The organism is Pseudomonas sp. B34(2017) (genome assembly GCF_002112915.1).
Lineage (GTDB): Bacteria > Pseudomonadota > Gammaproteobacteria > Pseudomonadales > Pseudomonadaceae > Aquipseudomonas > Aquipseudomonas pharyngis.
On the sequence record NZ_NEJA01000001.1, the window covers coordinates 169885 to 191687 of the forward strand.

19 protein-coding genes are annotated in these 21803 nt (G+C 58.3%); 4 read left to right on the forward strand and 15 right to left on the reverse strand.

The genetic code is table 11. The features are described from left to right. Positions 1-34: 34 nt before the first annotated feature. A complete protein-coding gene (locus CAF80_RS00795; protein WP_039769801.1) occupies positions 35-1090 on the reverse strand; it encodes an amidohydrolase family protein in 1056 nt (351 codons plus the stop codon). Between the two features lie 129 nt (positions 1091-1219). On the opposite strand from CAF80_RS00795, the gene CAF80_RS00800 reads away from it, so the two are divergent. Both CAF80_RS00800 and CAF80_RS00805 read left to right on the forward strand, forming a co-directional pair. Then, positions 1220-1636: an OsmC family protein gene (locus tag CAF80_RS00800; RefSeq protein ID WP_074687563.1), complete on the forward strand. Its 417-nt coding sequence runs from the start codon at positions 1220-1222 to the stop codon at positions 1634-1636. 62 nt (positions 1637-1698) lie between these two features. Then, positions 1699-2589: a pirin family protein gene (locus tag CAF80_RS00805; protein WP_039769798.1), complete on the forward strand. Its 891-nt coding sequence runs from the start codon at positions 1699-1701 to the stop codon at positions 2587-2589. A 42-nt stretch (positions 2590-2631) separates the two neighbouring features. Here CAF80_RS00805 and CAF80_RS00810 read toward each other — a convergent pair whose 3' ends face one another. The 4 genes from CAF80_RS00810 to CAF80_RS00825 all read right to left on the reverse strand — a co-directional run bounded on the left by CAF80_RS00810 (position 2632) and on the right by CAF80_RS00825 (position 6340). Then, on the reverse strand, positions 2632-3360 hold the full coding sequence (locus CAF80_RS00810; RefSeq protein ID WP_039769796.1) for a dienelactone hydrolase family protein: 729 nt from the start codon (positions 3358-3360) through the stop codon (positions 2632-2634). A 68-nt stretch (positions 3361-3428) separates the two neighbouring features. Next, positions 3429-5333 carry a molecular chaperone HtpG gene (gene htpG, locus CAF80_RS00815; protein ID WP_085666959.1) on the reverse strand — a complete coding sequence of 635 codons (1905 nt, stop codon included), beginning with the start codon at positions 5331-5333 and terminating at the stop codon, positions 3429-3431. Positions 5334-5414: 81 nt separating this feature from the next. Continuing rightward, positions 5415-5867 carry a PaaI family thioesterase gene (locus CAF80_RS00820; RefSeq protein ID WP_007959014.1) on the reverse strand — a complete coding sequence of 151 codons (453 nt, stop codon included), beginning with the start codon at positions 5865-5867 and terminating at the stop codon, positions 5415-5417. After that, positions 5864-6340, reverse strand: coding sequence for a PaaI family thioesterase (locus CAF80_RS00825; protein WP_039769795.1), 477 nt, complete (start codon positions 6338-6340; stop codon positions 5864-5866). Before CAF80_RS00825 ends, CAF80_RS00820 begins: the two co-directional genes overlap by 4 nt. A gap of 158 nt (positions 6341-6498) precedes the next feature. Between CAF80_RS00825 and CAF80_RS00830 the strand changes: the two genes are divergently transcribed. Further along, on the forward strand, positions 6499-6735 hold the full coding sequence (locus CAF80_RS00830; protein ID WP_007959016.1) for a hypothetical protein: 237 nt from the start codon (positions 6499-6501) through the stop codon (positions 6733-6735). Positions 6736-6812: 77 nt separating this feature from the next. Here CAF80_RS00830 and CAF80_RS00835 read toward each other — a convergent pair whose 3' ends face one another. Both CAF80_RS00835 and CAF80_RS00840 read right to left on the reverse strand, forming a co-directional pair. Further along, positions 6813-7214 (reverse strand): MAPEG family protein, encoded by a 402-nt coding sequence (locus CAF80_RS00835; protein WP_039769793.1) that lies wholly within the window; start codon positions 7212-7214, stop codon positions 6813-6815. Further along, on the reverse strand, positions 7214-7951 hold the full coding sequence (locus CAF80_RS00840) for a DUF599 domain-containing protein (protein ID WP_011333121.1): 738 nt from the start codon (positions 7949-7951) through the stop codon (positions 7214-7216). Before CAF80_RS00840 ends, CAF80_RS00835 begins: the two co-directional genes overlap by 1 nt. A 243-nt stretch (positions 7952-8194) precedes the next feature. On the opposite strand from CAF80_RS00840, the gene CAF80_RS00845 reads away from it, so the two are divergent. After that, positions 8195-9466: a hypothetical protein gene (locus CAF80_RS00845; RefSeq protein WP_163974341.1), complete on the forward strand. Its 1272-nt coding sequence runs from the start codon at positions 8195-8197 to the stop codon at positions 9464-9466. A gap of 82 nt (positions 9467-9548) precedes the next feature. Here CAF80_RS00845 and brnQ read toward each other — a convergent pair whose 3' ends face one another. The 8 genes from brnQ to sdhA all read right to left on the reverse strand — a co-directional run bounded on the left by brnQ (position 9549) and on the right by sdhA (position 21800). Then, positions 9549-10862 (reverse strand): branched-chain amino acid transport system II carrier protein, encoded by a 1314-nt coding sequence (gene brnQ / locus CAF80_RS00850; RefSeq protein ID WP_039769790.1) that lies wholly within the window; start codon positions 10860-10862, stop codon positions 9549-9551. Between the two features lie 328 nt (positions 10863-11190). Continuing rightward, positions 11191-12075, reverse strand: coding sequence for a succinate--CoA ligase subunit alpha (sucD, locus tag CAF80_RS00855; RefSeq protein ID WP_011333119.1), 885 nt, complete (start codon positions 12073-12075; stop codon positions 11191-11193). Beyond that, positions 12075-13241, reverse strand: coding sequence for an ADP-forming succinate--CoA ligase subunit beta (gene sucC, locus CAF80_RS00860; protein ID WP_007959029.1), 1167 nt, complete (start codon positions 13239-13241; stop codon positions 12075-12077). The genes sucD and sucC overlap by 1 nt, the downstream gene beginning before the upstream one ends. A gap of 182 nt (positions 13242-13423) precedes the next feature. Continuing rightward, positions 13424-14860 carry a dihydrolipoyl dehydrogenase gene (gene lpdA / locus CAF80_RS00865; RefSeq protein ID WP_011333117.1) on the reverse strand — a complete coding sequence of 479 codons (1437 nt, stop codon included), beginning with the start codon at positions 14858-14860 and terminating at the stop codon, positions 13424-13426. A 100-nt stretch (positions 14861-14960) separates the two neighbouring features. Further along, entirely contained in the window at positions 14961-16184 is a 1224-nt protein-coding gene (gene odhB, locus CAF80_RS00870; RefSeq protein WP_039769789.1) for a 2-oxoglutarate dehydrogenase complex dihydrolipoyllysine-residue succinyltransferase, read from the reverse strand. Positions 16185-16226: 42 nt separating this feature from the next. Beyond that, complete coding sequence (locus CAF80_RS00875) at positions 16227-19058, reverse strand: 2-oxoglutarate dehydrogenase E1 component (RefSeq protein WP_039769786.1); 2832 nt, start codon at positions 19056-19058, stop codon at positions 16227-16229. A 253-nt stretch (positions 19059-19311) separates the two neighbouring features. Beyond that, the gene (locus CAF80_RS00880) at positions 19312-20016 is read right to left on the reverse strand and encodes a succinate dehydrogenase iron-sulfur subunit (protein ID WP_007959035.1); all 705 of its coding nucleotides are present in this window, start codon (positions 20014-20016) and stop codon (positions 19312-19314) included. Positions 20017-20027: 11 nt separating this feature from the next. Next, positions 20028-21800, reverse strand: a complete 1773-nt coding sequence (sdhA, locus tag CAF80_RS00885) for a succinate dehydrogenase flavoprotein subunit (protein WP_011333114.1) — start codon at positions 21798-21800, stop codon at positions 20028-20030. Positions 21801-21803: the final 3 nt, after the last annotated feature.

The window sequence follows — 21803 nt, forward strand, 5'->3', positions numbered from 1 at the left end:
TATCAAAAGGCCTTGATCCTACGAACCGTCGGCATTAACGATTCAGCGCGGGTTTGCCGGACTTGAGCGCTGTTCGCGGCAATATCGCCAAGAAGTTGTCCCGTGCGACTTTTTTCGCCACCGCTTCCGGCAAGGCGTCGAGAAACGGCTTGAAGCCGTGGATTTCCTTGCCGAGTTTATTGAATCGCCCGACCACGTCCGAACCGAGCATGAAGCGATCCGGGTAGCGCTCCACCAGTTGCACCCAGTCCGCTCGCGGTTGCCCCTTTTCGTCCAGCAGATAAGGCGTCAGCAAGCTCCACGACAGATCAATAAACAGGTTCGGGTACGCCTCCAGCATTCGCGTCAGGGTCGGCAGCAGAAAATCCAGCTGCGTCTGATGACGGTGGATTTCGGCGCTGGTGCCGGCATGCGCCCAGATGAACCGGGTGTGCGGATGATTACGCAGCGGCTCTTCGATTTCCTTCAGGTACAGGGGGTTCTTCTCACGCTTGGAGGTGATGTTGGAATGCAACATCACCGGCAGATCGTTTTCAGCGGCCAGGTGATAGATGCGGGTCATGGCTTCGTTGTTGGCGCGTGGCGTGTCGCCGGATGTCAACGCGGTGAGATCGTCGTGACGGGTAAAGACTTCGCCTATGCCCTGCCACAAGCCGGGATACAGATCGAGCATGCGCTGGATATGCGCGGCGGAGTTCTTGTCGTTGGGGTTGAAGCCTGAAAGAAACGGGTGAAAGTACTGGCGTTGCTCAGGTGTCAGCTTCTGCACCGCGTCGGCGACGATCACGTCAGTCGCGCTGTACCAATAGGCATCGGCATCATCGCCGGCGTAGTAACGCGGGCGCTTCGGCTCGTCTTCGTGCCATTTCTTCGCCACGGGAATGCCGGAAATCATCACATGCTCGATGGCATTTTCCTTCATGGCCGTCAGCAATTTCGGCATGCCGGCGGTTTCCTGGAAAAAATCCACGTAATGCAGGTGCGCGTCACTGTAGGTGTAATCCCGGGCACTGGCGGCGCCGGTGAAAGCCATCAGGCAGGCAAGGCTCAAACGAAACACGGACACAAGCATTCTCCGGCAGACAGGCATAGCCTAGACCCTCGCCGGGCGACGAGGGTTCACCCGGCAAGAAAGTGGAACGCGCCTGTGTGGGAAATGCTCTATACCTGCAAGGTCTTTTTTGATCGAATCCCTTTTCCTACAGCTTGCGAGGTTCACATGACCGTTACCGTCAATACCGTGTCCGCCGAAGGTTTTCGCCACACTGTTCAGATCGATGAGCATGAGCTGTTTGCAGACGTCCCGACGACTGCCGGCGGCGAAGGCTCGGCGCCGGAGCCGCACGATTACTTCGATGCCGCCCTCGGTGCCTGCAAGGCTCTGACCCTGAAGCTGTACGCGAAGAAAAAGGACATCCCGCTGACCGGCGTCGGCGTTGAGGTCAAACGTGACAACAGCGAGGAACAGAAAGGCAAGTACGCCCTGCACGTGACCCTCACCCTCAAGGGCGTGCTCACCGATGCCCAGCGCGAAGAACTGCTGCGCGTCGCCGATCGCTGCCCGATCCACAAGCTGATGACCACCAGCGAAGTCACCATCGAAACCCACGCGCCAGTCGGCTTCGACAGCCAGTAATCACCTCGATGACACCGGCGGGTTATGCTCCACGCATCACCCGCTCAGCCTGGAAATGGACCATGGACACCCAACCCCTGATCATCCGCCCGCGCGCCGAAGACGTCGAAGGCCAGCCGATCCTGCGCCCGCTGCCGTCAGCCAAATGCCGCAGCGTTGGGCCTTTTGTGTTTTTCGACCACATGCTCGAAACGGTTTATCCGGCGGGCAAAGGCATGAACATCCGACAGCATCCGCACATCGGTCTGTCGACCCTCACGTATTTGTTCGAAGGACAGATCCAGCACAAGGACAGCCTGGGTTCGGATCAGGTGGTCAGCGCCGGCGATGTCAGCTGGATGACGGCCGGCACGGCGATCGCGCACGTCGAGCGCACGCCCGAACCGCTGTGGGAGCAAAGCTTCAAGATGCACGGCCTGCAAATCTGGCTCGCCTCGCCCAAGGATCACGAACAAGGCCCGGGGCATTACAGCCATCACCCGGCCTCGACCTTGCCGGTCAGCGATAACCTCGGTGTACAGATCCGCATGATCGCCGGGTCAGGCTTTTGCCTGGAATCGCCGGTGCCGGTGCTTTCTCCTACGCTGTATGCCGAACTGAAGATGCAAACCGCGACCACGCTGCTGATCCCGACCGAACATGACGAGCGGGCGCTGTATGTGTTGAGCGGTGATGTGCAATTGAATGGCGAAGCGGTCGAACCCCATGCGCTGGTGGTGTTGCCGGCTGGGGAAGAGATGAGCCTGTTTGCCGAGAGCGACAGTCACGCAGTGTTGTTCGGCGGTGCGCCACTGGACGGGCCACGGCGGATCAACTGGAATTTTGTTGCGAGCGATCCGGCGGCGATCGATGAGGCGCGACGCAAGTGGGCGGCCGGGGACTGGCCGACGGTGCCGGGGGAAGTCGAGCGGATCGAGCTGCCTAAATCGCGCAGCGAACCGACACCGCTGTAAAGCCACACTCCCACGCCAGGCGTGGGAGTGTGTTCAGCCGATTCAGCCCTTGAACACTTCTTCCAGCAAGTCATGCATCGACTTGAACGCCCGCGCTGCGGTCTTCGCGTCGTACATCATCTTGCCCGGCACATTGGCGTGCGGATCAGTGAACGAGTGCACCGCGCCACCGTAGCTCAGCAACTGCCAGTCCACACCGGCGGCGTTCATCTCGTCCTCGAATGCCGGCAACTGCTCTTTCGGCACCAGCGGGTCCGAAGCACCGTGCAGCACCAACACCGAGCCCTTGATGTTCTTCGCGTCCGCCGGGTTCGGCGAGTCCAGCGTGCCGTGGAACGACACCGCCGCTTTCACCGCAGCACCAGTGCGCGCCAGATCCAGCGCACAGCAACCGCCGAAGCAGAAACCGAATACCGCCAGTTTCGAGGTATCGACCGCCGCCTCGCCCTGCTTCTGCAATTGTTCGAACGCCGCCTGCATACGCTTGCGCAGCAGCGCGCGGTCATTCTTCAGCGGCATCATCGCCGCACCGGCCTGATCAGCGTTCTGCGGACGTACGGCCTGGCCATACACGTCAGCGATCAGCACCACATAACCCTTGGCCGCCACCGATTTGGCGATTTCTTCAGCGCCAGCGCTGACACCCATCCAGTTCGGCGCCATCAGCAGCCCCGGACGCGCGCCTTTGTGCTCGGCGTCGAAGGCCAGGCGACCTTCATAAGGCTGGCCGTCAATCTGATAGACCACGGAACGTACAGTGACTTGGCTCATTTCTGACTCCAGATTGGTTGAATTCCAGAATGAAAAAACCCGCCGAAGCGGGTTTTTCTGCAGCTTGGTTAAACCGACAGTTCAACCAGCAGCTTGTTCAGACGTTTCACGTAAGCGGCCGGGTCTTTCAAGCTGTCGCCCGCCGCCAGGGCGGCCTGGTCGAAGAGGATGTGCGACAGGTCGCTGAAGCGATCTTCGCTGGCCTCGTTGTCGAGCTTCTCGATCAGCGGGTGGCTCGGGTTGAATTCGAAGATCGGCTTCGAATCCGGCACCTTCTGCCCACTGGCTTCGAGGATCTGACGCATTTGCAGACCCAGATCCTGCTCGCCGATGGCCAGAATGGCCGGCGAATCGGTCAGGCGATGGGAAACCCGGACTTCGGCAACGGAATCGCCCAGTGCGGTTTTCAGGCGCTCGACCAGACCTTCTTTCGACTTGGCGACTTCTTCTGCGGCCTTCTTGTCCTCTTCCGAGTCCAGGTTGCCCAGATCCAGGTCACCGCGCGCGACGTCGACAAACGTCTTGCCGTCGAAATCGCTGAGGTAACTCATCAGCCACTCGTCGATACGGTCGGTCAGCAGCAGCACTTCGATGCCTTTCTTGCGGAAGACTTCCAGGTGCGGGCTGTTCTTGACCTGCGCGTAGGTTTCGCCGGTGAGGTAGTAGATCTTGTCCTGACCTTCCTTGGCGCGCGCCAGGTACTCGGCCAGACCGACGATCTGCTCGCCGTCGGTGCCGTTGGTCGATGCGAAGCGCAGCAGACCGGCAATTTTTTCCTTGTTGGCGAAATCTTCTGCCGGGCCTTCTTTCATGACCTGACCGAAGTTCTTCCAGAAGCCCTTGTATTGCTCAGGCTCGTTCTTTGCCAGTTTTTCCAGCATGTCCAGCACGCGCTTGGTCAGCGCCGACTTCATCGAGTCGATGATCGGGTCTTTCTGCAGGATTTCCCGCGACACGTTCAGCGACAGGTCGTTGGAGTCGACCACGCCCTTGATGAAGCGCAGGTACAGCGGCAGGAACGACTCGGCCTGATCCATCACGAACACGCGCTGCACGTACAGCTTCAGGCCTTTCGACGCTTCACGCTGATACAGATCGAACGGTGCGCGACGCGGCACGTACAGCAGCGAGCTGTACTCGAGCTTGCCCTCAACCTTGTTGTGGCTCCAAGACAGCGGATTTTCGAAGTCGTGGGCGATGTGTTTGTAGAACTCCTGGTATTCCTCGTCCTTCACTTCAGTGCGAGGACGGGTCCACAGGGCGCTGGCGCGGTTGACGGTTTCCCATTCAACTTCAGGCTTCTCTTCGCCTTCGGCAGCGGCCACTTCTTTTGGCAGCTCGATCGGCAGCGCGATGTGGTCGGAGTACTTCTTGATGATGTTGCGCAGACGCCAGCCATCGGCGAACTCGTCTTCACCGGATTTCAGGTGCAGGACGATGCGGGTGCCGCGTTCCGGTTTGTCGATGGTGGCGACTTCAAATTCGCCCTCGCCTTTCGACGACCAGTGCACGCCTTCGCTGGCAGCGGTGCCGGCGCGACGGCTGTACACGTCAACTTTGTCGGCAACGATGAAGGCCGAGTAGAAACCCACGCCGAACTGACCGATCAGGTGCGAATCCTTCTTCTGATCGCCGGACAGGTTTTTCATGAAATCGGCAGTGCCGGATTTGGCGATGGTACCCAGGTGGGTGATCACATCGTCACGGTTCATGCCGATGCCGTTGTCTTCGAGGGTGACGGTCTGGGCGTCCTTGTCGAAGCTCACACGGATTTTCAGTTCATCGCCACCTTCGAGCAACTCAGGCTTGGCCAGGGCTTCGAAGCGCAATTTGTCGACAGCGTCAGAGGCGTTCGAGATCAATTCGCGAAGGAAGATTTCCTTGTTGGAATACAGCGAATGGATCATGAGGTGCAGCAGTTGCTTCACCTCGGTCTGGAAGCCCAGGGTTTCCTTTTGAGTTTCCACACTCATGGTCATCAAACTCCAATCAGATGGCATTGGCCGCGACCTTGCTGGTCGGCGGCGGGTTGTTCTGTGAGTTGGGGGCGTGGTTCAGGATTTCAAGGGCTCATCGATTTTGAAGTGAGCACGGGCAGTGGCAATCGGTTCGCTTTCGGTACTTTGCCAGGCCGTGACCGCGACGTTGGCCACCCGCCGGCCCTGACGGCAGACCTGACATCGGGCCCAGGTATCGCGAAACTGCCCGGCCCGCAGGTAATCGAGGGAAAAATCGATAATCTTCGGCACACCGGGCGCGCCGGTGAAAATCAGCAGGTGCAGGGCCGCGGACAGCTCCATGAACCCGGCAATTACCCCGCCGTGGATCGCCGGCAATAAAGGGTTACCAATGTTGTCCTTGTTGGCCGGCAGCTTGAACAGCAAGTCATCACCGACCCGCGAACACTCGACGCCGATCAGCCCGGCATAGGGAATCAGCTTCAGGAGCGGCGCGTAGTCACCCTTCTCGTGTGCCTCTTGCAATTGCTGCTTGAAGTCGTCGCTCATGGGGTTTCTCCCTTGATCGCGCCACCGAAGCCTTTGGTGCCTTTCAGGCCTTTGCCCATGCGCATGAAGGTGCCGACGACATGGGCAATCGGTTGCTCGGGATCATCCTGATAGGCAAATCCGCGAGCGAAGATCACATCGGTGGTGACTCGATAACATTGGGCGAAGCCGTAAACATCTTTATGCGGCTCGGCGGCATGCATGTAGTCGATGCGCAGATCGAGGGTCGGGCAGACTTCGAATTCCGGCAGGACGCAAAGGGTCGACATGCCGCACGCGGTGTCCATCAGCGACGTGATCGCCCCGCCGTGGATGACGCCGGTCAGCGGATTGCCGACGATTTGCGCACTGTACGGCAGCACCACAGTCAGGCCTTCGCTACTTGCGCTGTGCACCTTCAATCCCAGCACCTGACAGTGGCGCAGGGCCGAGAGAAACCGTGTCGCACGCTCAAAAACGGGGTTTTCGGCCATTTGATAATTACTCTTGTTAGTGGCTATTCCCAGTAGTGGAAAGAACAGCAAAAGTTCCATTGCAAAACAAACTTATATATCTGAAAGAAATGAGGAACTTAAGCCGTGGGCCTGAGCTCTTAAGGCCAGTAGTTATTTTCCATAAGGAGAAACACCCCATGCGTAAGACTTTAGCTATTGCCTTGATGTTGACCGCTTCCCTCGGTCTCGCTGCCTGCGATAAAAAATCCGAGGACAAAGCTCAAGATGCCAACCAACATGCTGAACAAGCTCAGCAAGACATGAACAAAGCTCAGGATAAAGTGAACGACGCAGCGAAAGAAAACGCCGAAGCTGCCAAAGCTCAGGCCGAATCGAACGCTGCAGCGCAAGAAGAAGCTGCCAAGAAGCAATAAGCCGCTTCTCGACAACTCAAAAGAAAACCCGCCAAGTGCGGGTTTTCTTTTGTCTGTGATTTTTTGCCCATGCCGTCTTAGAGCAAAACAGTTCTAAAAGTCGGACTAATCATCAGCAACAATGAACACACTAAGCCGACCAGCCAGACCAGACTGCGCAGCTTGGGAAGATCCGCCAGGTAGAACCACAGATAGAAAATCCGTGAGATCACGAAGATGATCGCCAATGTATCGATCAGCCATCCCGCCGTCTGCGTGGTATGCGCCATCAGCACGCCAACGGCGAACAGGATGAACGCTTCGATGCTGTTCTGGTGGGCCGCCAGCGCCCGGGCCCCGTAACCGGTGAGTTGCGCCTGCTGCTGACGCGGCAGGTGGTTGTTGTAACCGCCCTGCTCTTTCATGGCCTTGCCCACTGGCATACGCGCCACGTAGATCAACAATGCACTGATAAACACACACCAGAACGGAATACTCATCAAGCAGCCTCTTTGTTCGCTTCGGGCAATGGCGCCTCTGTAGGGGTATAGACCATTACATCGAGCACGTCGGAATGAAACTCCCGGCGATACAACACCAGCACCACGCCGGCGCTCATCAACATGAACAGCCACGGACTGACGAACCACGCCAGCATGCTCATCCCGAAGTAATAGGAACGCAGACCGAAGTTGAACTGGTTGGCCGCCATCGAAATCACCCGAGCCGCCCGCGAGGCGAACGCCTTGCGCTCCTGCTCCGAGACTTGCCGCTCACCGATCATCGGGGCCGAGCCGACCAGAATCGCGGCGAAGTTGTACTGGCGCATGCACCAGCTGAAGGTGAAGAAGGCATAGACGAACACCAGCGCCAGGCACAGCAACTTGATCTCCGACATGCCCTGCGAGGCCTGTTGCACCATCGGAATATCTGCCAGCAATGACACCGCGCGCTCGGAAGCGCCGAGCACGGTCAGAATGCCCGCCAGGATAATCAGCGTGCTGGAGGCGAAGAACGAGGCGTTGCGCTCAAGGTTGCCGATCACGCTGGCATCGGCGATGCGGTTGTCGCGCAGCAGCATGCGGCGCATCCAGTCTTCGCGGTACAGGTGCAGCACGCTGGCCAGGCACGCGGTGTCACGGCCCTTCCAGGTGGCATAACGGGTGTAACCGCCCCAGCAGATGACAAACCAGAGCGCGGCCAGCAGGTGGATCAGGTTGGCTTGGATGAACGACATGCAGGTCCTTTGATGATAGCTAGGCAAGTAGCAAGAAAAGTTTCCGCGCAAGCAATAACTTCATAGTTTTACCCTCGCGACATGAACCCAGCTTGGACGCCAGATGAGCGCAAAAGGCACCGCTTATTGAGAATTCTATTGGTCGTGCGCAATCAATAGCTGTCAATTCTGACAGGTGCAAGGTGGACTTCAGCCGAGTAACGTCATTGGAGAATGACCAACTGCCATCCCGGAGCACCAACCATGTCAAAACCAGCTCAGACACGCGCGAAAAAAAGTCAGAACAACCAAGGCTTTGATCCCACGTTTGGTGAAGATGGAGTTGCCTATGATTTTTCCCTCCCAGGGAGCAACACCCTTGATATTGTGGCACGACACGACGAAGGCAAAATCTTGATGTGGGGAAGCGTCAGATGGGAGGATCGCCTGGACTTCCAGCTGGTTCAACTCCTGGAAAACGGCACCCTGGATACCGGATTCGCCAATAACGGAATATTCACCGGCGGCTTCAAGGATGGTGCTCCCGCGTTTCCATCTGGGGCTCAACGAAATGACGACGGCAGCATTATTCTGATCGGCACTCATTATGGTACTGATGCTCAGAATCAAGCCATCCTGCGCCTTCTTTCAGATGGAACTCGTGATCAAACTTTTGGTGATGACGGCGTAGTGATCGTCCCACCGATTGCGAATCCCAATGTATTGAGCCTGATAGCGATGTCGGCAAATACCTCGAACTCTCCCCTTTCCAACGTTGCAATCGGCCCTGATGGTGCAATCGTATTCACTTCATGGACACTGATCCAAAAATTCTCACACGACGGTTCTCCAGACTTATCGTTCAATGGCAGCGGCAGTCTGAACACCAATTACCGCATCGCAGCTGTGGCCGTATCGAACGACGGAAAGATCACCATTGCAGGCTCCACATTTGACTATGAGGGCCTCATCGCCCGCTACCACCCCAATGGAACACCCGACCAGGGATTTGGGCAGAACGGCGAAATCCGAATCCGAGTGGACGGCGTATACACAGGGTTTTCGAGCATGATGCTGAATCCGGATGGCAGCGTTATTGTCGCTGGATCGCGAGATCTGAATTCGAATGACGTCTGGGGGCGTGAGCGAAGAGGCGTAATTGCTTTTTACAACGCTAATGGCAGCCCCAACCTCGTTTTCAACGGAGGCAAGCCTGTGGTCAGTGAAGCGCCAACAGGAGAGGCCAACGCATGGAGCGCGATAGGTGGAAACACAATCAGTGGAATTGTTGTTGCAGGCCTGCTCGGTCTCAGGAGTTATGAAAGTTCGCTAGTCGCCCGATACGATGTGACAGGCAAACCTGATACCACCTTCGGAACCGCTGGATTTCAAGAAACGAATATCGGGTATGATCGAGAACTATGGGAGTCAGTCGTCGTGCAACCTGACAACAAAATCATTGCATCCGGCAACTGTCGCTACCAATTCAATACGGCTACCGTCGTCCGCTATCTAGCTACCAACAATAGTGTGTGAAATACAAAAAATGCCCCGCATCGATTGATACGGGGCATTTCTGTTTAATCGCTCGGCAGCCGCTTGTGGCGGCCCGGCAGTCTTAGGCGAGTGCTTCGGCGCGCTTGCCCAGCAGGCGGTCGCAAACCACGGCAACCACCAGGGTCATCACGCACGGCACCAGCCACGCCAGACCTTGCTCGCTCAGCGGCAGGTGGGCCAGTTGCGATGGCATCCAGTCAGCCAGACCGGCGCCTTTCAGGGCATCGATGGTACCGAACACAAACGACACCAACATTACCGGGCCCATGATGCGGCTCTGTTCATGCCAGAACGCCGCACAGAAGCTCAGGGCCACCAGCACGATGCACGGCGGGTAGATCGCGGTCAGTACCGGGATCGAGAACGCGATCAGCTTGGTCAGACCCAGGTTGGACACCAGCAGCGAGAACGCCGCCAGAATGATCACCAGAGTCTTGTAGGACAGCGGCAATACGCGGCTGAAGTATTCGGCACAGGCGCAGGTCAGGCCAACCGCTGTCACCAGACACGCCAGGGAAATCAGCACGGCGAGGAAGCCACTGCCCAGCGAACCGAAGGTGTGTTGCACGTAAGCGTGCAGCACCGCCGCACCGTTGGTCGCGCCCGCCGCCACTTCATGGCTGCCGGAACCCAGACGGAACAGGCTGACATACACCAGCGCCAGACCGACACCGGCAATCAGCCCGGCGATGATCGCGTAACGGGTGATCAGCGCCGGCGACTCGACGCCACGGGAGCGGATCGCGTTGACGATGACGATGCCGAACACCAGCGCGCCGAGGGTATCCATGGTCAGGTAACCATTGATGAAGCCTTGCGAGAACGGTGCCGCAACGTATTCCGGAGTGGCCACGCCGATATCACCGGCCGGCAGTGCGAATGCGGCGATGCCGAGCACGGCCAGGGCGATGATCTTCAGCGGCGCGAGGAAGCGACCGACGGTGTCCAGCAGACGCCCAGGGTAGAGCGAAATGAAGAACACCAGCAGGAAGTACACCGAACTGTAGAGGAACAGTGCCAGCGGGCTCTCGCCGGTCAGCGGCGCCAGACCTACTTCAAAGGAGACGGTCGCGGTTCGCGGGGTGGCGAACAATGGGCCGACGGCCAGGTAGCAAGCCGCTGCCAGTACGCCGCCAGCGATCTTGCCGATCGGGCTGCTCAGGGCGTCCATTGCGCCACCGACCTTGGCCAGTGCGACCACGGTGACCACCGGCAGACCGACCGCCGTGATCAGAAAGCCCAGCGCCGCGATCCAGACGTTAGGCCCGGACTGCAAACCGACGATAGGCGGGAAGATGATGTTGCCGGCCCCGACGAACAGGGCGAATGTCATAAAGCCAAGTGCCAGGATGTCCTGACCTTTCAAAACTTTCATTAAGGAAATACCACACTACTGAATCGGAATTTAGAGGGGGATTTCCCTGTGGGGTTAGGGAAATGCTGTCAATCCGTATAAGACTGACCCGTTTAGCGCGTTGCATGCCTTGTGGGCGGCAGACGCAAAATGGCGGCTAGCCTAACGAATTTGCCCGACAAACGCACTGTTAGAGGGCGAACTATCCGATACGCGACGTTTCTGTGTCGCTTTTTTGCATGTTATTGGGTGAGTGCTTATAAATTGCCATCGTCCACCCGAACGCCAGAAACGACAAAGGCCACCCGAAGGTGGCCTTTGTTGCTGGAGCAGAGAAGTCAGCCGAAGCTTACTTCTTCACTTCCCAGCCAGTCAGCTCGGCCAGGGCCTTGCCGATGTCTGCCAGCGAACGCACGGTTTTCACGCCTGCGTCTTGCAGAGCAGCGAATTTCTCGTCTGCAGTGCCTTTGCCGCCGGAGATGATTGCGCCAGCATGGCCCATGCGCTTGCCCGGAGGAGCAGTCACACCAGCAATGTAGGAAACAACCGGCTTGGTCACGTTAGCCTTGATGTAGGCAGCCGCTTCTTCTTCAGCCGAACCGCCGATCTCGCCGATCATGACGATCGCTTCGGTCTTCGGGTCTTCCTGGAACAGCTTCAGGATGTCGATGAAGTTCGAACCCGGGATCGGGTCACCGCCGATGCCGACGCAAGTCGACTGACCGAAACCGGCGTCAGTGGTCTGCTTCACAGCTTCGTAGGTCAGGGTGCCGGAACGGGAAACGATACCGACCTTGCCTGGCAAGTGAATGTGACCTGGCATGATGCCGATCTTGCATTCGCCTGGGGTGATCACGCCTGGGCAGTTAGGGCCGATCAGGGTAACACCCAGCTCGTCGCACTTAACTTTGGCGTCCAGCATGTCCAGGGTAGGAATGCCTTCGGTGATGCAGACGATCAGCTTGATGCCGCCGAAAGCTGCTTCCAGGATCGAGTCCTTGCAGAAAGGAGCCGGAACGTAGATTACGCTGGCGGTGGCGCCAGTGGCTTCTACAGCTTCTTTCACGGTGTTGAACACAGGCAGGTTCAGGTGAGTGGTGCCACCTTTGCCTGGGGTCACGCCGCCAACCATTTTGGTGCCGTAGGCAATGGCTTGTTCGGAGTGGAAAGTACCCTGCGCGCCGGTGAAGCCCTGGCAGATTACTTTGGTGTCTTTATTGATCAGGACGCTCATTACTTGCCCTCCGCAGCTTTAACGACTTGTTGAGCAGCGTCGGTCAGGCTGGTAGCAGCGATGATGTTCAAACCGCTTTCTGCCAGTACTTTAGCGCCCAGTTCAGCGTTGTTGCCTTCAAGACGAACAACAACCGGGATTTTCACGCCGACTTCTTTCACTGCACCGATGATGCCTTCGGCAATCATGTCGCAACGAACGATGCCGCCGAAGATGTTAACCAGTACTGCAGCGACATTGCTGTCGGACAGAATGATTTTGAAAGCTTCGGTTACGCGTTCTTTGGTAGCACCACCACCTACGTCGAGGAAGTTGGCTGGCTTGCCGCCGTGCAGGTTGACGATGTCCATGGTACCCATGGCCAGGCCGGCACCGTTCACCATGCAGCCGATGTTGCCTTCCAGTGCTACGTAGTTCAGTTCGAACTTGGCAGCGTGCGCTTCGCGCGGATCGTCCTGCGACGGATCGTGGAAAGTCTTCAGCTTGGGCTGACGGTACATTGCGTTGGCGTCGATGTTGATCTTGGCGTCCAGGCAGTGCAGATCGCCGTCAGCCTTGATCACCAGCGGGTTCACTTCCAGCAGAGCCAGGTCGTGATCCTTGAACAGCTTGGCCAGACCTACGAAGATCTTGGCGAACTGAGCAACCTGCTTGCCTTCCAGACCCAGCTGGAATGCCAGCTCGCGACCCTGGAATGGCTGAGCGCCAACCAGTGGATCGATAGTGGCTTTCAGAATTTTTTCTGGAGTGTCGTGAGCGATTTTCTCGATGTCCACGCCACCTTCGGTGGAAGCCATGAACACGATGCGACGGCTCGAACGGTCAACGACAGCGCCCAGGTACAGCTCTTTAGCGATATCAGTGCACGATTCAACCAGGATCTTGGTGACTGGCTGGCCGTTGGCGTCAGTCTGGTAAGTCACCAGACGCTTGCCCAGCCACTGCTGTGCGAAGGCTTTGGCGTCTTCTTTGCTGCGAACCAGCTTGACGCCGCCCGCTTTACCGCGACCACCGGCGTGAACCTGGGCTTTGACAACCCACTCGTTGCCGCCGATTTTGTCGCAAGCTTCTGCTGCTGCTTCCGGGGTGTCTACTGCGAAACCAGTGGAAACTGGCAGGCCGTATTCAGCGAACAGCTGCTTACCCTGATACTCGTGAAGATTCATGCTTTTTACCGTCTTCGTTAGGTACTGCGCATTCGGCGCTGCGCTCTTTATGAGTGCCGCGCCACCTGTGACTGCTGCTTGCGTAGCTGAGCTACGCAAGGCTGCGTCCAGCGGACATTCCGCGGTGAGTCTTGCACGCAAGGCTCACGACGGGCCGTACCGCCGTGGTTTCTTATTGTGTCTTAACGCTTCTTGCGGTTGGCAATGTGGATGGCGCCGCCATTCACTGCCAAAGCTGCTTCGTGCAAGGCTTCAGACAGGGTCGGATGGGAGAAAACCATCATGCCCAGGTCTTCAGCGCTGGTGCCGAATTCCATACCGATCGCGCCCTGCTGAACCAGTTCTGCAGCGCTCGGGCCAATCACGTGCACGCCCAATACGCGGTCAGTCTTGGCATCGGCGATGACCTTGACGAAACCACCGGTATCGTTGGCGGCCATGGCACGGCCGGATGCTGCGAACGGGAAGGTGCCGACGTTAACTTCAACGCCTTCAGCTTTCAAGGCCTGCTCGGTTTTACCGACCCATGCGATTTCCGGGTGAGTATAAATAACCGAAGGGATCAGGTCATAGTTCATCTGGGCCTTGTGGCCCTTGATGCGCTCGACAACCATGATGCCCTCTTCCGAGGCCTTGTGAGCCAGCATCATGCCGCGAACCACGTCACCGATGGCGTAAACGCCCGGTACGGTGGTGGCACAGTGATCGTCAACGTGCACGAAACCGCGCTCGTCCAGGGTCACGCCGCTGTCGGCAGCCAGCAGATCAGTGGTCACCGGACGGCGACCAACGGCTACGATCAGCTTGTCGAAAGTGATGGTCTGTTCGCCGTTGGCGTCGGTGTAGTTCACAACGACTTCGTCGCCGTTCACTTTCGAGCCGGTTACGCGAGCGCCCAGTTTGATGTCCAGACCCTGTTTGGTCAGGGTTTTCAGCGCTTCCTTGGAAACCGCGGTGTCCGCCGCCATCAGGAAGGTGTCCAGGGCTTCCAGAACAGTCACTTCCGCACCCAGACGCGACCAGACCGAACCCAGTTCCAGACCGATCACGCCAGCGCCGATCACGCCCAGACGTTTAGGTACGGATTGGAATTCCAGAGCGCCGGTCGAATCGACGATGACTTTCTGATCCACCGGAGCCGGTGGAATGTCGATCGGACGCGAGCCTGGAGCCAGAATGACGTTTTCGGCTTCGATGACTTCAACCGAGCCGTCCGGCTTGGTGACTTCGACTTTCTTGCCGGCCAGCAATTTGCCGTGGCCCTGGATCGAAGTAACGCCGTTGGCCTTGAACAGAGTGGCAACACCACCGGTCAGGTTCTTGACGATGCCAGCCTTGCGGCCAACCATCGCAGCGACGTCCATTTTGACTTCGCCGGTCGAGATACCGTGGACGTTGAAGCTTTCTTTCGCTTCCTTGTATTTCCAGGAGCTGTCCAGCAGCGCCTTGGAAGGAATGCAGCCTACGTTCAGGCAGGTGCCGCCCAGGGCTTGCTTGCCTTCAGCATCGGTGTACTTCTCGATGCAGGCAGTGCTCAGGCCGAGTTGCGCGGCCTTGATAGCTGCCACGTAGCCGCCAGGGCCCGCACCGATCACTACTACGTCAAATTTCTGCGACATTCAAAAAATCCTCTTTTTTGCAGCAAGCGTGAAGCCGCAAGCCTCAAGCGCAAACTGCAGTTACTCGCAGCTTGCGGCTTGAGACTTGCAGCTGCTTCTATCAAATATCCAGCAACAGACGAGCCGGATCTTCCAGCAGGTTCTTGATGGTCACCAGGAAGGTTACAGCTTCTTTGCCATCGATCAGACGGTGATCGTAGGACAGTGCCAGGTACATCATCGGACGGATCACGACCTGACCGTTGATGGCCATCGGACGCTGGATAATGTTGTGCATGCCCAGAATCGCTGCCTGCGGCGGGTTGACGATCGGGGTCGACATCATCGAACCGAAAGTACCACCGTTGGTGATGGTGAAGGTGCCGCCGGTCATTTCGTCCATCGACAGTTTGCCGTCACGGGCTTTCTTGCCGAAGGTGGCGATGCCGCCTTCGATTTCAGCCAGGCTCATGTGTTCGGCGTTACGCAGAACCGGAACCACCAAGCCACGGTCGCTGGAAACAGCGACACCGATGTCGGCATAACCGTGGTAAACGATGTCGTTGCCGTCGATCGAAGCGTTGACCGCCGGGAAGCGTTTCAGCGCTTCGGTGGCAGCCTTCACGAAGAACGACATGAAGCCCAGGCGTACGCCGTTGTGGGACTTCTCGAACAGGTCCTTGTACTTCGAACGCAGGGCCATGACTTCGGTCATGTCGACTTCGTTGAAAGTGGTCAGCATCGCCATGTTCGATTGAGCTTCAACCAGACGCTTGGCAACGGTGGCACGAACGCGGGTCATCGGAACGCGCTTCTCGATGCGGTCGCCAGCGGCGAACACAGGAGCGGCGGCGGCCGGAGCAGCAGCCTTGGCAGGCGCGGCAGCCGGAGCGGCTTTCTTGGCAGCAACGGCTGCAACCACGTCTTCCTTGGTCACGCGACCGCCCTTGCCGGTGCCGGCAACGGAAGCGATGTTGATGCCGTTCTCTTCAGCCAGCTTGCGCGCGGCAGGAGCAGCGATCGGGTCGTCTTCGCCATCAGCGGCAGCAGGTGCAGCGGCAGCAGCGGCCGGAGCAGCAGCGGCAGCCGGAGCGGCGGCAGCAGCGCCGCCTTCAACGATGGAGCCCAGGACTTCGTCGGACAGGACGGTGTCGCCCTCGCCCTTGACGATTGCGCCCAGCACGCCGTCGGCGGTAGCCAGCACTTCCAGTACGACTTTGTCGGTTTCGATGTCGACGATCAGTTCGTCACGCTTGACGGCGTCGCCCGGTTGTTTGTGCCAGGTGGCAACGGTGCCATCGGCAACCGATTCCGGGAAAGTGGGGGCTTTGATCTCGATAGCCATTATCTGTGGTTCCTTAAATTCGGTTTCAGGTGCGCGAAGGCGTTAAACGGTAAACGCGTCTTGCAGCAGTTGTTCCTGCTGCTCGGCGTGCATCGATGCGTAACCACATGCTGGGGCAGCAGAAGCCTCACGGCCCGCGTACTCGAGTACGAGAGATTTGTTGAGGTTGCTGATGCTGCGACGCAGGTGGTGCTGGCTGCAGTACCAGGCGCCCTGGTTCATCGGCTCTTCCTGACACCACACGGCCGCTTTGGCATTGGTGTAAGGAGCCAGGACTTCTTTCAAGTCGTCCTCAGGGAATGGGTACAGCTGCTCGATACGCACGATGGCGATATCTTCGCGGCCTTCGGCACGACGTTTTTCCAGCAGGTCGTAGTAGACCTTGCCGCTGCACAGAACAACGCGCTCGACCTTTTTCGGGTCCAGGGCATCGATTTCCGGGATAACGGTCTGGAACGAACCTTCGGCCAGATCTTCCAGGGTCGAGATGGCCAGTTTGTGGCGCAGCAGCGACTTTGGAGTCAGAACGACCAATGGCTTGCGCAGCGGGCGAATCACCTGACGGCGCAGCAAGTGGTAGATCTGGGCCGGGGTGGTCGGCATGCACACCTGAATGTTGTGCTCGGCGCACAGCTGCAGGTAACGCTCAAGACGTGCCGAGCTGTGCTCAGGGCCCTGACCTTCGTAACCGTGTGGCAGCAACATGGTCAGACCGCAGAGACGGCCCCACTTGTGCTCGCCGCTGGTGATGAACTGGTCGATAACAACCTGCGCACCGTTGGCGAAGTCGCCGAACTGGGCTTCCCAGATCACCAGCGCGTTTGGCGTGGTGGTCGAGTAACCGTATTCGAACGCCAGTACGGCTTCTTCCGACAGGAACGAGTCGTACAGGTCGAAGCGTGGCTGACCTTCATACAGATGCTTGAGCGGAATGTAGGTACCGGCATCTTTCTGGTTGTGCAGCACAGCGTGACGGTGCGAGAACGTACCGCGGCCGATGTCCTGGCCAGTCATGCGGATCGGGTGACCTTCGAACGCCAGGGTCGCGTACGCCATGGTTTCGGCGTAACCCCAGTTGATCGGCAGGCCGCCGGCTTGCATCTTCTGACGGTCTTCGTAGATCTTCGCGACCTGACGCTGAACCACGAAGCCTTCCGGAATTTCCAGCAGCTTGGCGGACAGTTCCTGCAGGGTCTTGAGGTCGAAGCGAGTGTCGTGACGCGCAGTCCAGGCGTGGCCCAGATACGGACGCCAGTCGACGAACAGCTCTTTGTTCGGCTCTTTGACCAGCGATTTCACGACGTGCAGACCGTTGTCCAGCGCGTTGCGGTATTCGTCGACTTTCGCCTGAACACGCTCTGCGTCCAGCACACCGGCCTGGGTCAGACGATCAGCGTACAGCTCACGGGTGGTGCGCTGCTTGGTGATCTGCTGATACATCAGAGGCTGGGTGCCGCTTGGCTCGTCGGCCTCGTTGTGGCCGCGACGACGGTAGCAGACCAGGTCGATCACCACGTCACGCTTGAACTGCATGCGGTAGTCGATGGCCAGCTGGGTCACGAACAATACGGCTTCCGGATCATCACCATTCACATGGAGGATCGGCGCCTGGATCATTTTCGCGACGTCGGTGGCGTACTCGGTGGAACGCGAGTCCAGCGGGTTGCTGATGGTGAAACCGACCTGGTTGTTGATCACGATGTGCACGGTACCGCCGGTCTTGAAACCGCGGGTCTGCGACATCTGGAAGGTTTCCATGACCACGCCCTGACCTGCGAATGCAGCATCACCGTGGATGGAGATCGGCAGAACCTTCTCACCGGTCGAATCGTTGCGACGGTCCTGACGGGCGCGAACCGAACCCTCGACCACCGGGGAAACGATTTCCAGGTGGGACGGGTTGAACGCCATGGCCAGGTGAACTTCACCGCCGGTGGTCATTACGTTGGACGAGAAGCCCTGGTGGTATTTGACGTCACCGGAACCCAGCTCGACCTTCTTCTTGCCTTCGAACTCGTCGAACAGCTCGCGCGGGTTCTTGCCGAAGGTGTTGACCAGTACGTTCAGACGACCACGGTGGGCCATGCCGATGACGACTTCCTTGGTGCCGTAGGAACCGGAACGCTGGATCAGTTCGTCGAGCATCGGAATCAGGCTTTCGCCGCCTTCCAGACCGAAACGCTTGGTGCCCGGGTATTTGGTACCCAGGTATTTTTCCAGGCCTTCACCGGCCGTCACGCGCTCGAGCAGGTGGCTCTTGATGTCCGCGGAGTATTCCGGACGACCACGCACGCTTTCCAGACGCTGCTGGAACCACTGGCGCTGCTCGGAATCGGTGATGTGCGTAAATTCAGCGCCGATGGTGCGGCAATATGTCTGCTGCAACGCTTCGTGAATTTCGCGTAGGCTCGCTTCCTCTTTGCCGATGAACAGGTCGCCGGCACGGAAGGTCGTATCAAGATCGGCATTGGTCAAGCCGTAGTGATTGATCGACAGGTCTGCAGGTGCAGGACGCTGCCACAGCCCCAGCGGGTCAAGCTGGGCTGCCTGGTGGCCACGCATACGGTAGGCCTGGATCAATCGCAGCACTTCAACTTGCTTCTTCTCGTGCTCACTGCTCACGCTGCCGGCGGAAACCGGTTGGGCGCGGCGCTGGTTCTTTGCCAGCAGCACGAAATGATCGCGAATTGTGGAGTGCGAAACATCGGTGGCAGAGCTGCCGTCGGCAGGCAGCTTCTGAAAGTAGGTGCGCCACTCTTCTGGCACAGCGTTAGGGTCGTGCAGGTAGAGCTCGTAGAGCTCTTCCACATAGGCAGCGTTTCCACCTGAAAGGTAGGCGCTGTTCCACATGCGCTGCATCACGCTTTCTTGCATGCTTGGTCACCCTCGGTTAGGGGAACACCATCGGTGCCGACACCGAGCAAGCTTGCAGAAGTCCGAATGCAGCGACCAAAACAAGCCACTTAGGATCACACTGATAGTCCGGGTACCAGCCCGGATGCCCCTGCTTGTCTCATTTCTTCAAAATAAGAGCCGCAGCTTATGGCTGCTGCTCTGGTTATAGCCATGGCGCGGGTTGAAGCCCGCGCCTAAGCCCTCTGCGGGTACAGCGGTTACAGCAGCTGAATCACACGCCGCTCGAAAGCAGCATGTTACGGATGTGACCGATGGCCTTAGTCGGGTTCAGGCCTTTCGGACATACGTTGACGCAGTTCATGATGCCCCGGCAGCGGAAGACGCTGAACGGGTCATCGAGGGACGCCAGACGCTCGGACGTCTTGGTATCACGGCTGTCTGCCAGGAAGCGGTACGCTTGCAGCAGGGCAGCCGGACCCAGGAACTTGTCCGGGTTCCACCAGAAGGACGGGCAAGAGGTCGAGCAGCAGGCGCACAGGATGCACTCGTACAGACCGTCGAGCTTTTCACGCTCTTCAGGGGACTGCAGACGCTCGATGGCCGGAGCCGGCGTGTCGTTCTGCAGGAATGGCTTAACCTTCTCGTATTGCTTGTAGAAGATGCTCATATCGACAACCAGGTCACGGATAACCGGCAAACCTGGCAGCGGACGAACGATCAGCTTGTTACCTTTGACGACAGCGGACAGCGGCGTGATGCACGCCAGGCCGTTCTTGCCGTTGATGTTCATGCCGTCGGAGCCACAGACGCCTTCACGGCAGGAGCGACGATAGGAGAAACCTTCGTCCTGCTCTTTGATCAGGGCCAGCACGTCCAGCACCATCAGGTCTTTACCACCGGTATCAACCTGGAATTCCTGCATGAACGGCGCAGCGTCCTGATCAGGGTTGTAACGATAAACACTGACTTGCAACATGGCGGTCACCCTTAATAAGTCCGGACTTTAGGTTCGAAAGTCGGAACAGTCTTCGGCGAGAAGTTCACGGCACGCTTGGCGACGCGTTTCTCACCCGGGAAGTACAGGGTGTGGCACAGCCAGTTTTCGTCGTCACGGTCTTCGAAGTCTTCACGGGCGTGAGCGCCGCGGGACTCTTTACGTACTTCGGCAGCGATGGCGGTCGCTTCAGCCACTTCCAGCAGGTTTTGCAGTTCCAGCGCTTCGATACGTGCAGTGTTGAACGCCTGCGACTTATCGTTGATCTTCACGTTGGCGATGCGCTTGCGCAGATCGGCCAGCTGGGCAATACCCTTCTGCATGTATTCGCCGGTACGGAATACACCGAAGTAGTTCTGCATGCAGCTTTGCAGCTCGCGACGCAGGGTAGCGACGTCTTCGCCGTCGGTACGGTTGTTCAGGGCGTTCAGACGTGCCAGGGCAGCTTCGATATCGGCTTCGGTAGCGTCGTCGTATTCGATGCCGTCGGTCAGCGCCTTCTCCAGGTGCAGGCCGGCAGCGCGGCCGAATACCACCAGGTCGAGCAGCGAGTTGCCGCCCAGACGGTTGGCACCGTGAACCGATACGCAAGCCACTTCACCTACCGCGAACAGACCAGGGATGATCTGATCCACGCCTTCGGCGTCCTGGGTGATCGCCTGGCCATGAATGTTGGTGGCAACGCCGCCCATCATGTAGTGGCAAGTCGGAACAACCGGAACCGGAGCAACCACCGGGTCAACGTGTGCAAAAGTCTTCGACAGTTCGCAGATGCCTGGCAGACGGCTGTGCAGCACTTCCTCGCCCAGGTGGTCGAGTTTGAGCATCACGTGGTCGCCATTCGGACCGCAACCGTTACCGGCGATGATTTCTTTAACCATCGAACGGGCAACCACGTCACGACCGGCCAGGTCTTTGGCGTTCGGAGCATAACGCTCCATGAAACGCTCGCCGTGCTTGTTGATCAGGTAACCACCTTCACCACGGCAACCTTCGGTAACTAGTACACCGGCGCCGGCGATGCCGGTCGGGTGGAACTGCCACATTTCGATGTCTTGTACCGGCACGCCAGCACGCAGAGCCATGCCGACGCCGTCACCGGTGTTGATCAGGGCGTTGGTGGTGGACGCATAGATACGACCTGCACCGCCGGTAGCCAGTACGGTGGCCTTGGCGCGGATGTAGGTGGTTTCGCCGGTTTCGATGCAGATCGCGATCACACCGACGAATTCGCCTTCCTGGTTTTTCACCAGGTCGACAGCGTAGTACTCGTTCAGGAACGTGGTACCGGCTTTCAGGTTGCCCTGATAAAGGGTGTGCAGCAGCGCGTGACCGGTACGGTCGGAAGCGGCGCAGGTACGGGCAGCCTGCCCGCCTTTACCGTAATCCTTCGACTGACCGCCGAACGGACGCTGGTAGATACGGCCTTGCTCGGTACGCGAGAACGGCAGACCCATGTGGTCCAGCTCGAAAACGGCAGCCGGGCCTTCCTGACACATGTATTCGATAGCGTCCTGGTCACCGATGTAGTCGGAACCCTTGACGGTATCGTACATGTGCCAGCGCCAGTCATCGTTCGGGTCGGCCGAAGCGATGGCGCAGGTGATCCCGCCCTGTGCGGACACAGTGTGCGAACGGGTCGGGAAAACCTTGGTGATCACGGCAGTCTTGTGACCGCCCTGTGCCAGTTGCAGCGCCGCGCGCATGCCGGCACCGCCGCCACCAATAATGATGGCGTCGAAAGAAATCGTTGGAATGTTAGCCATGAA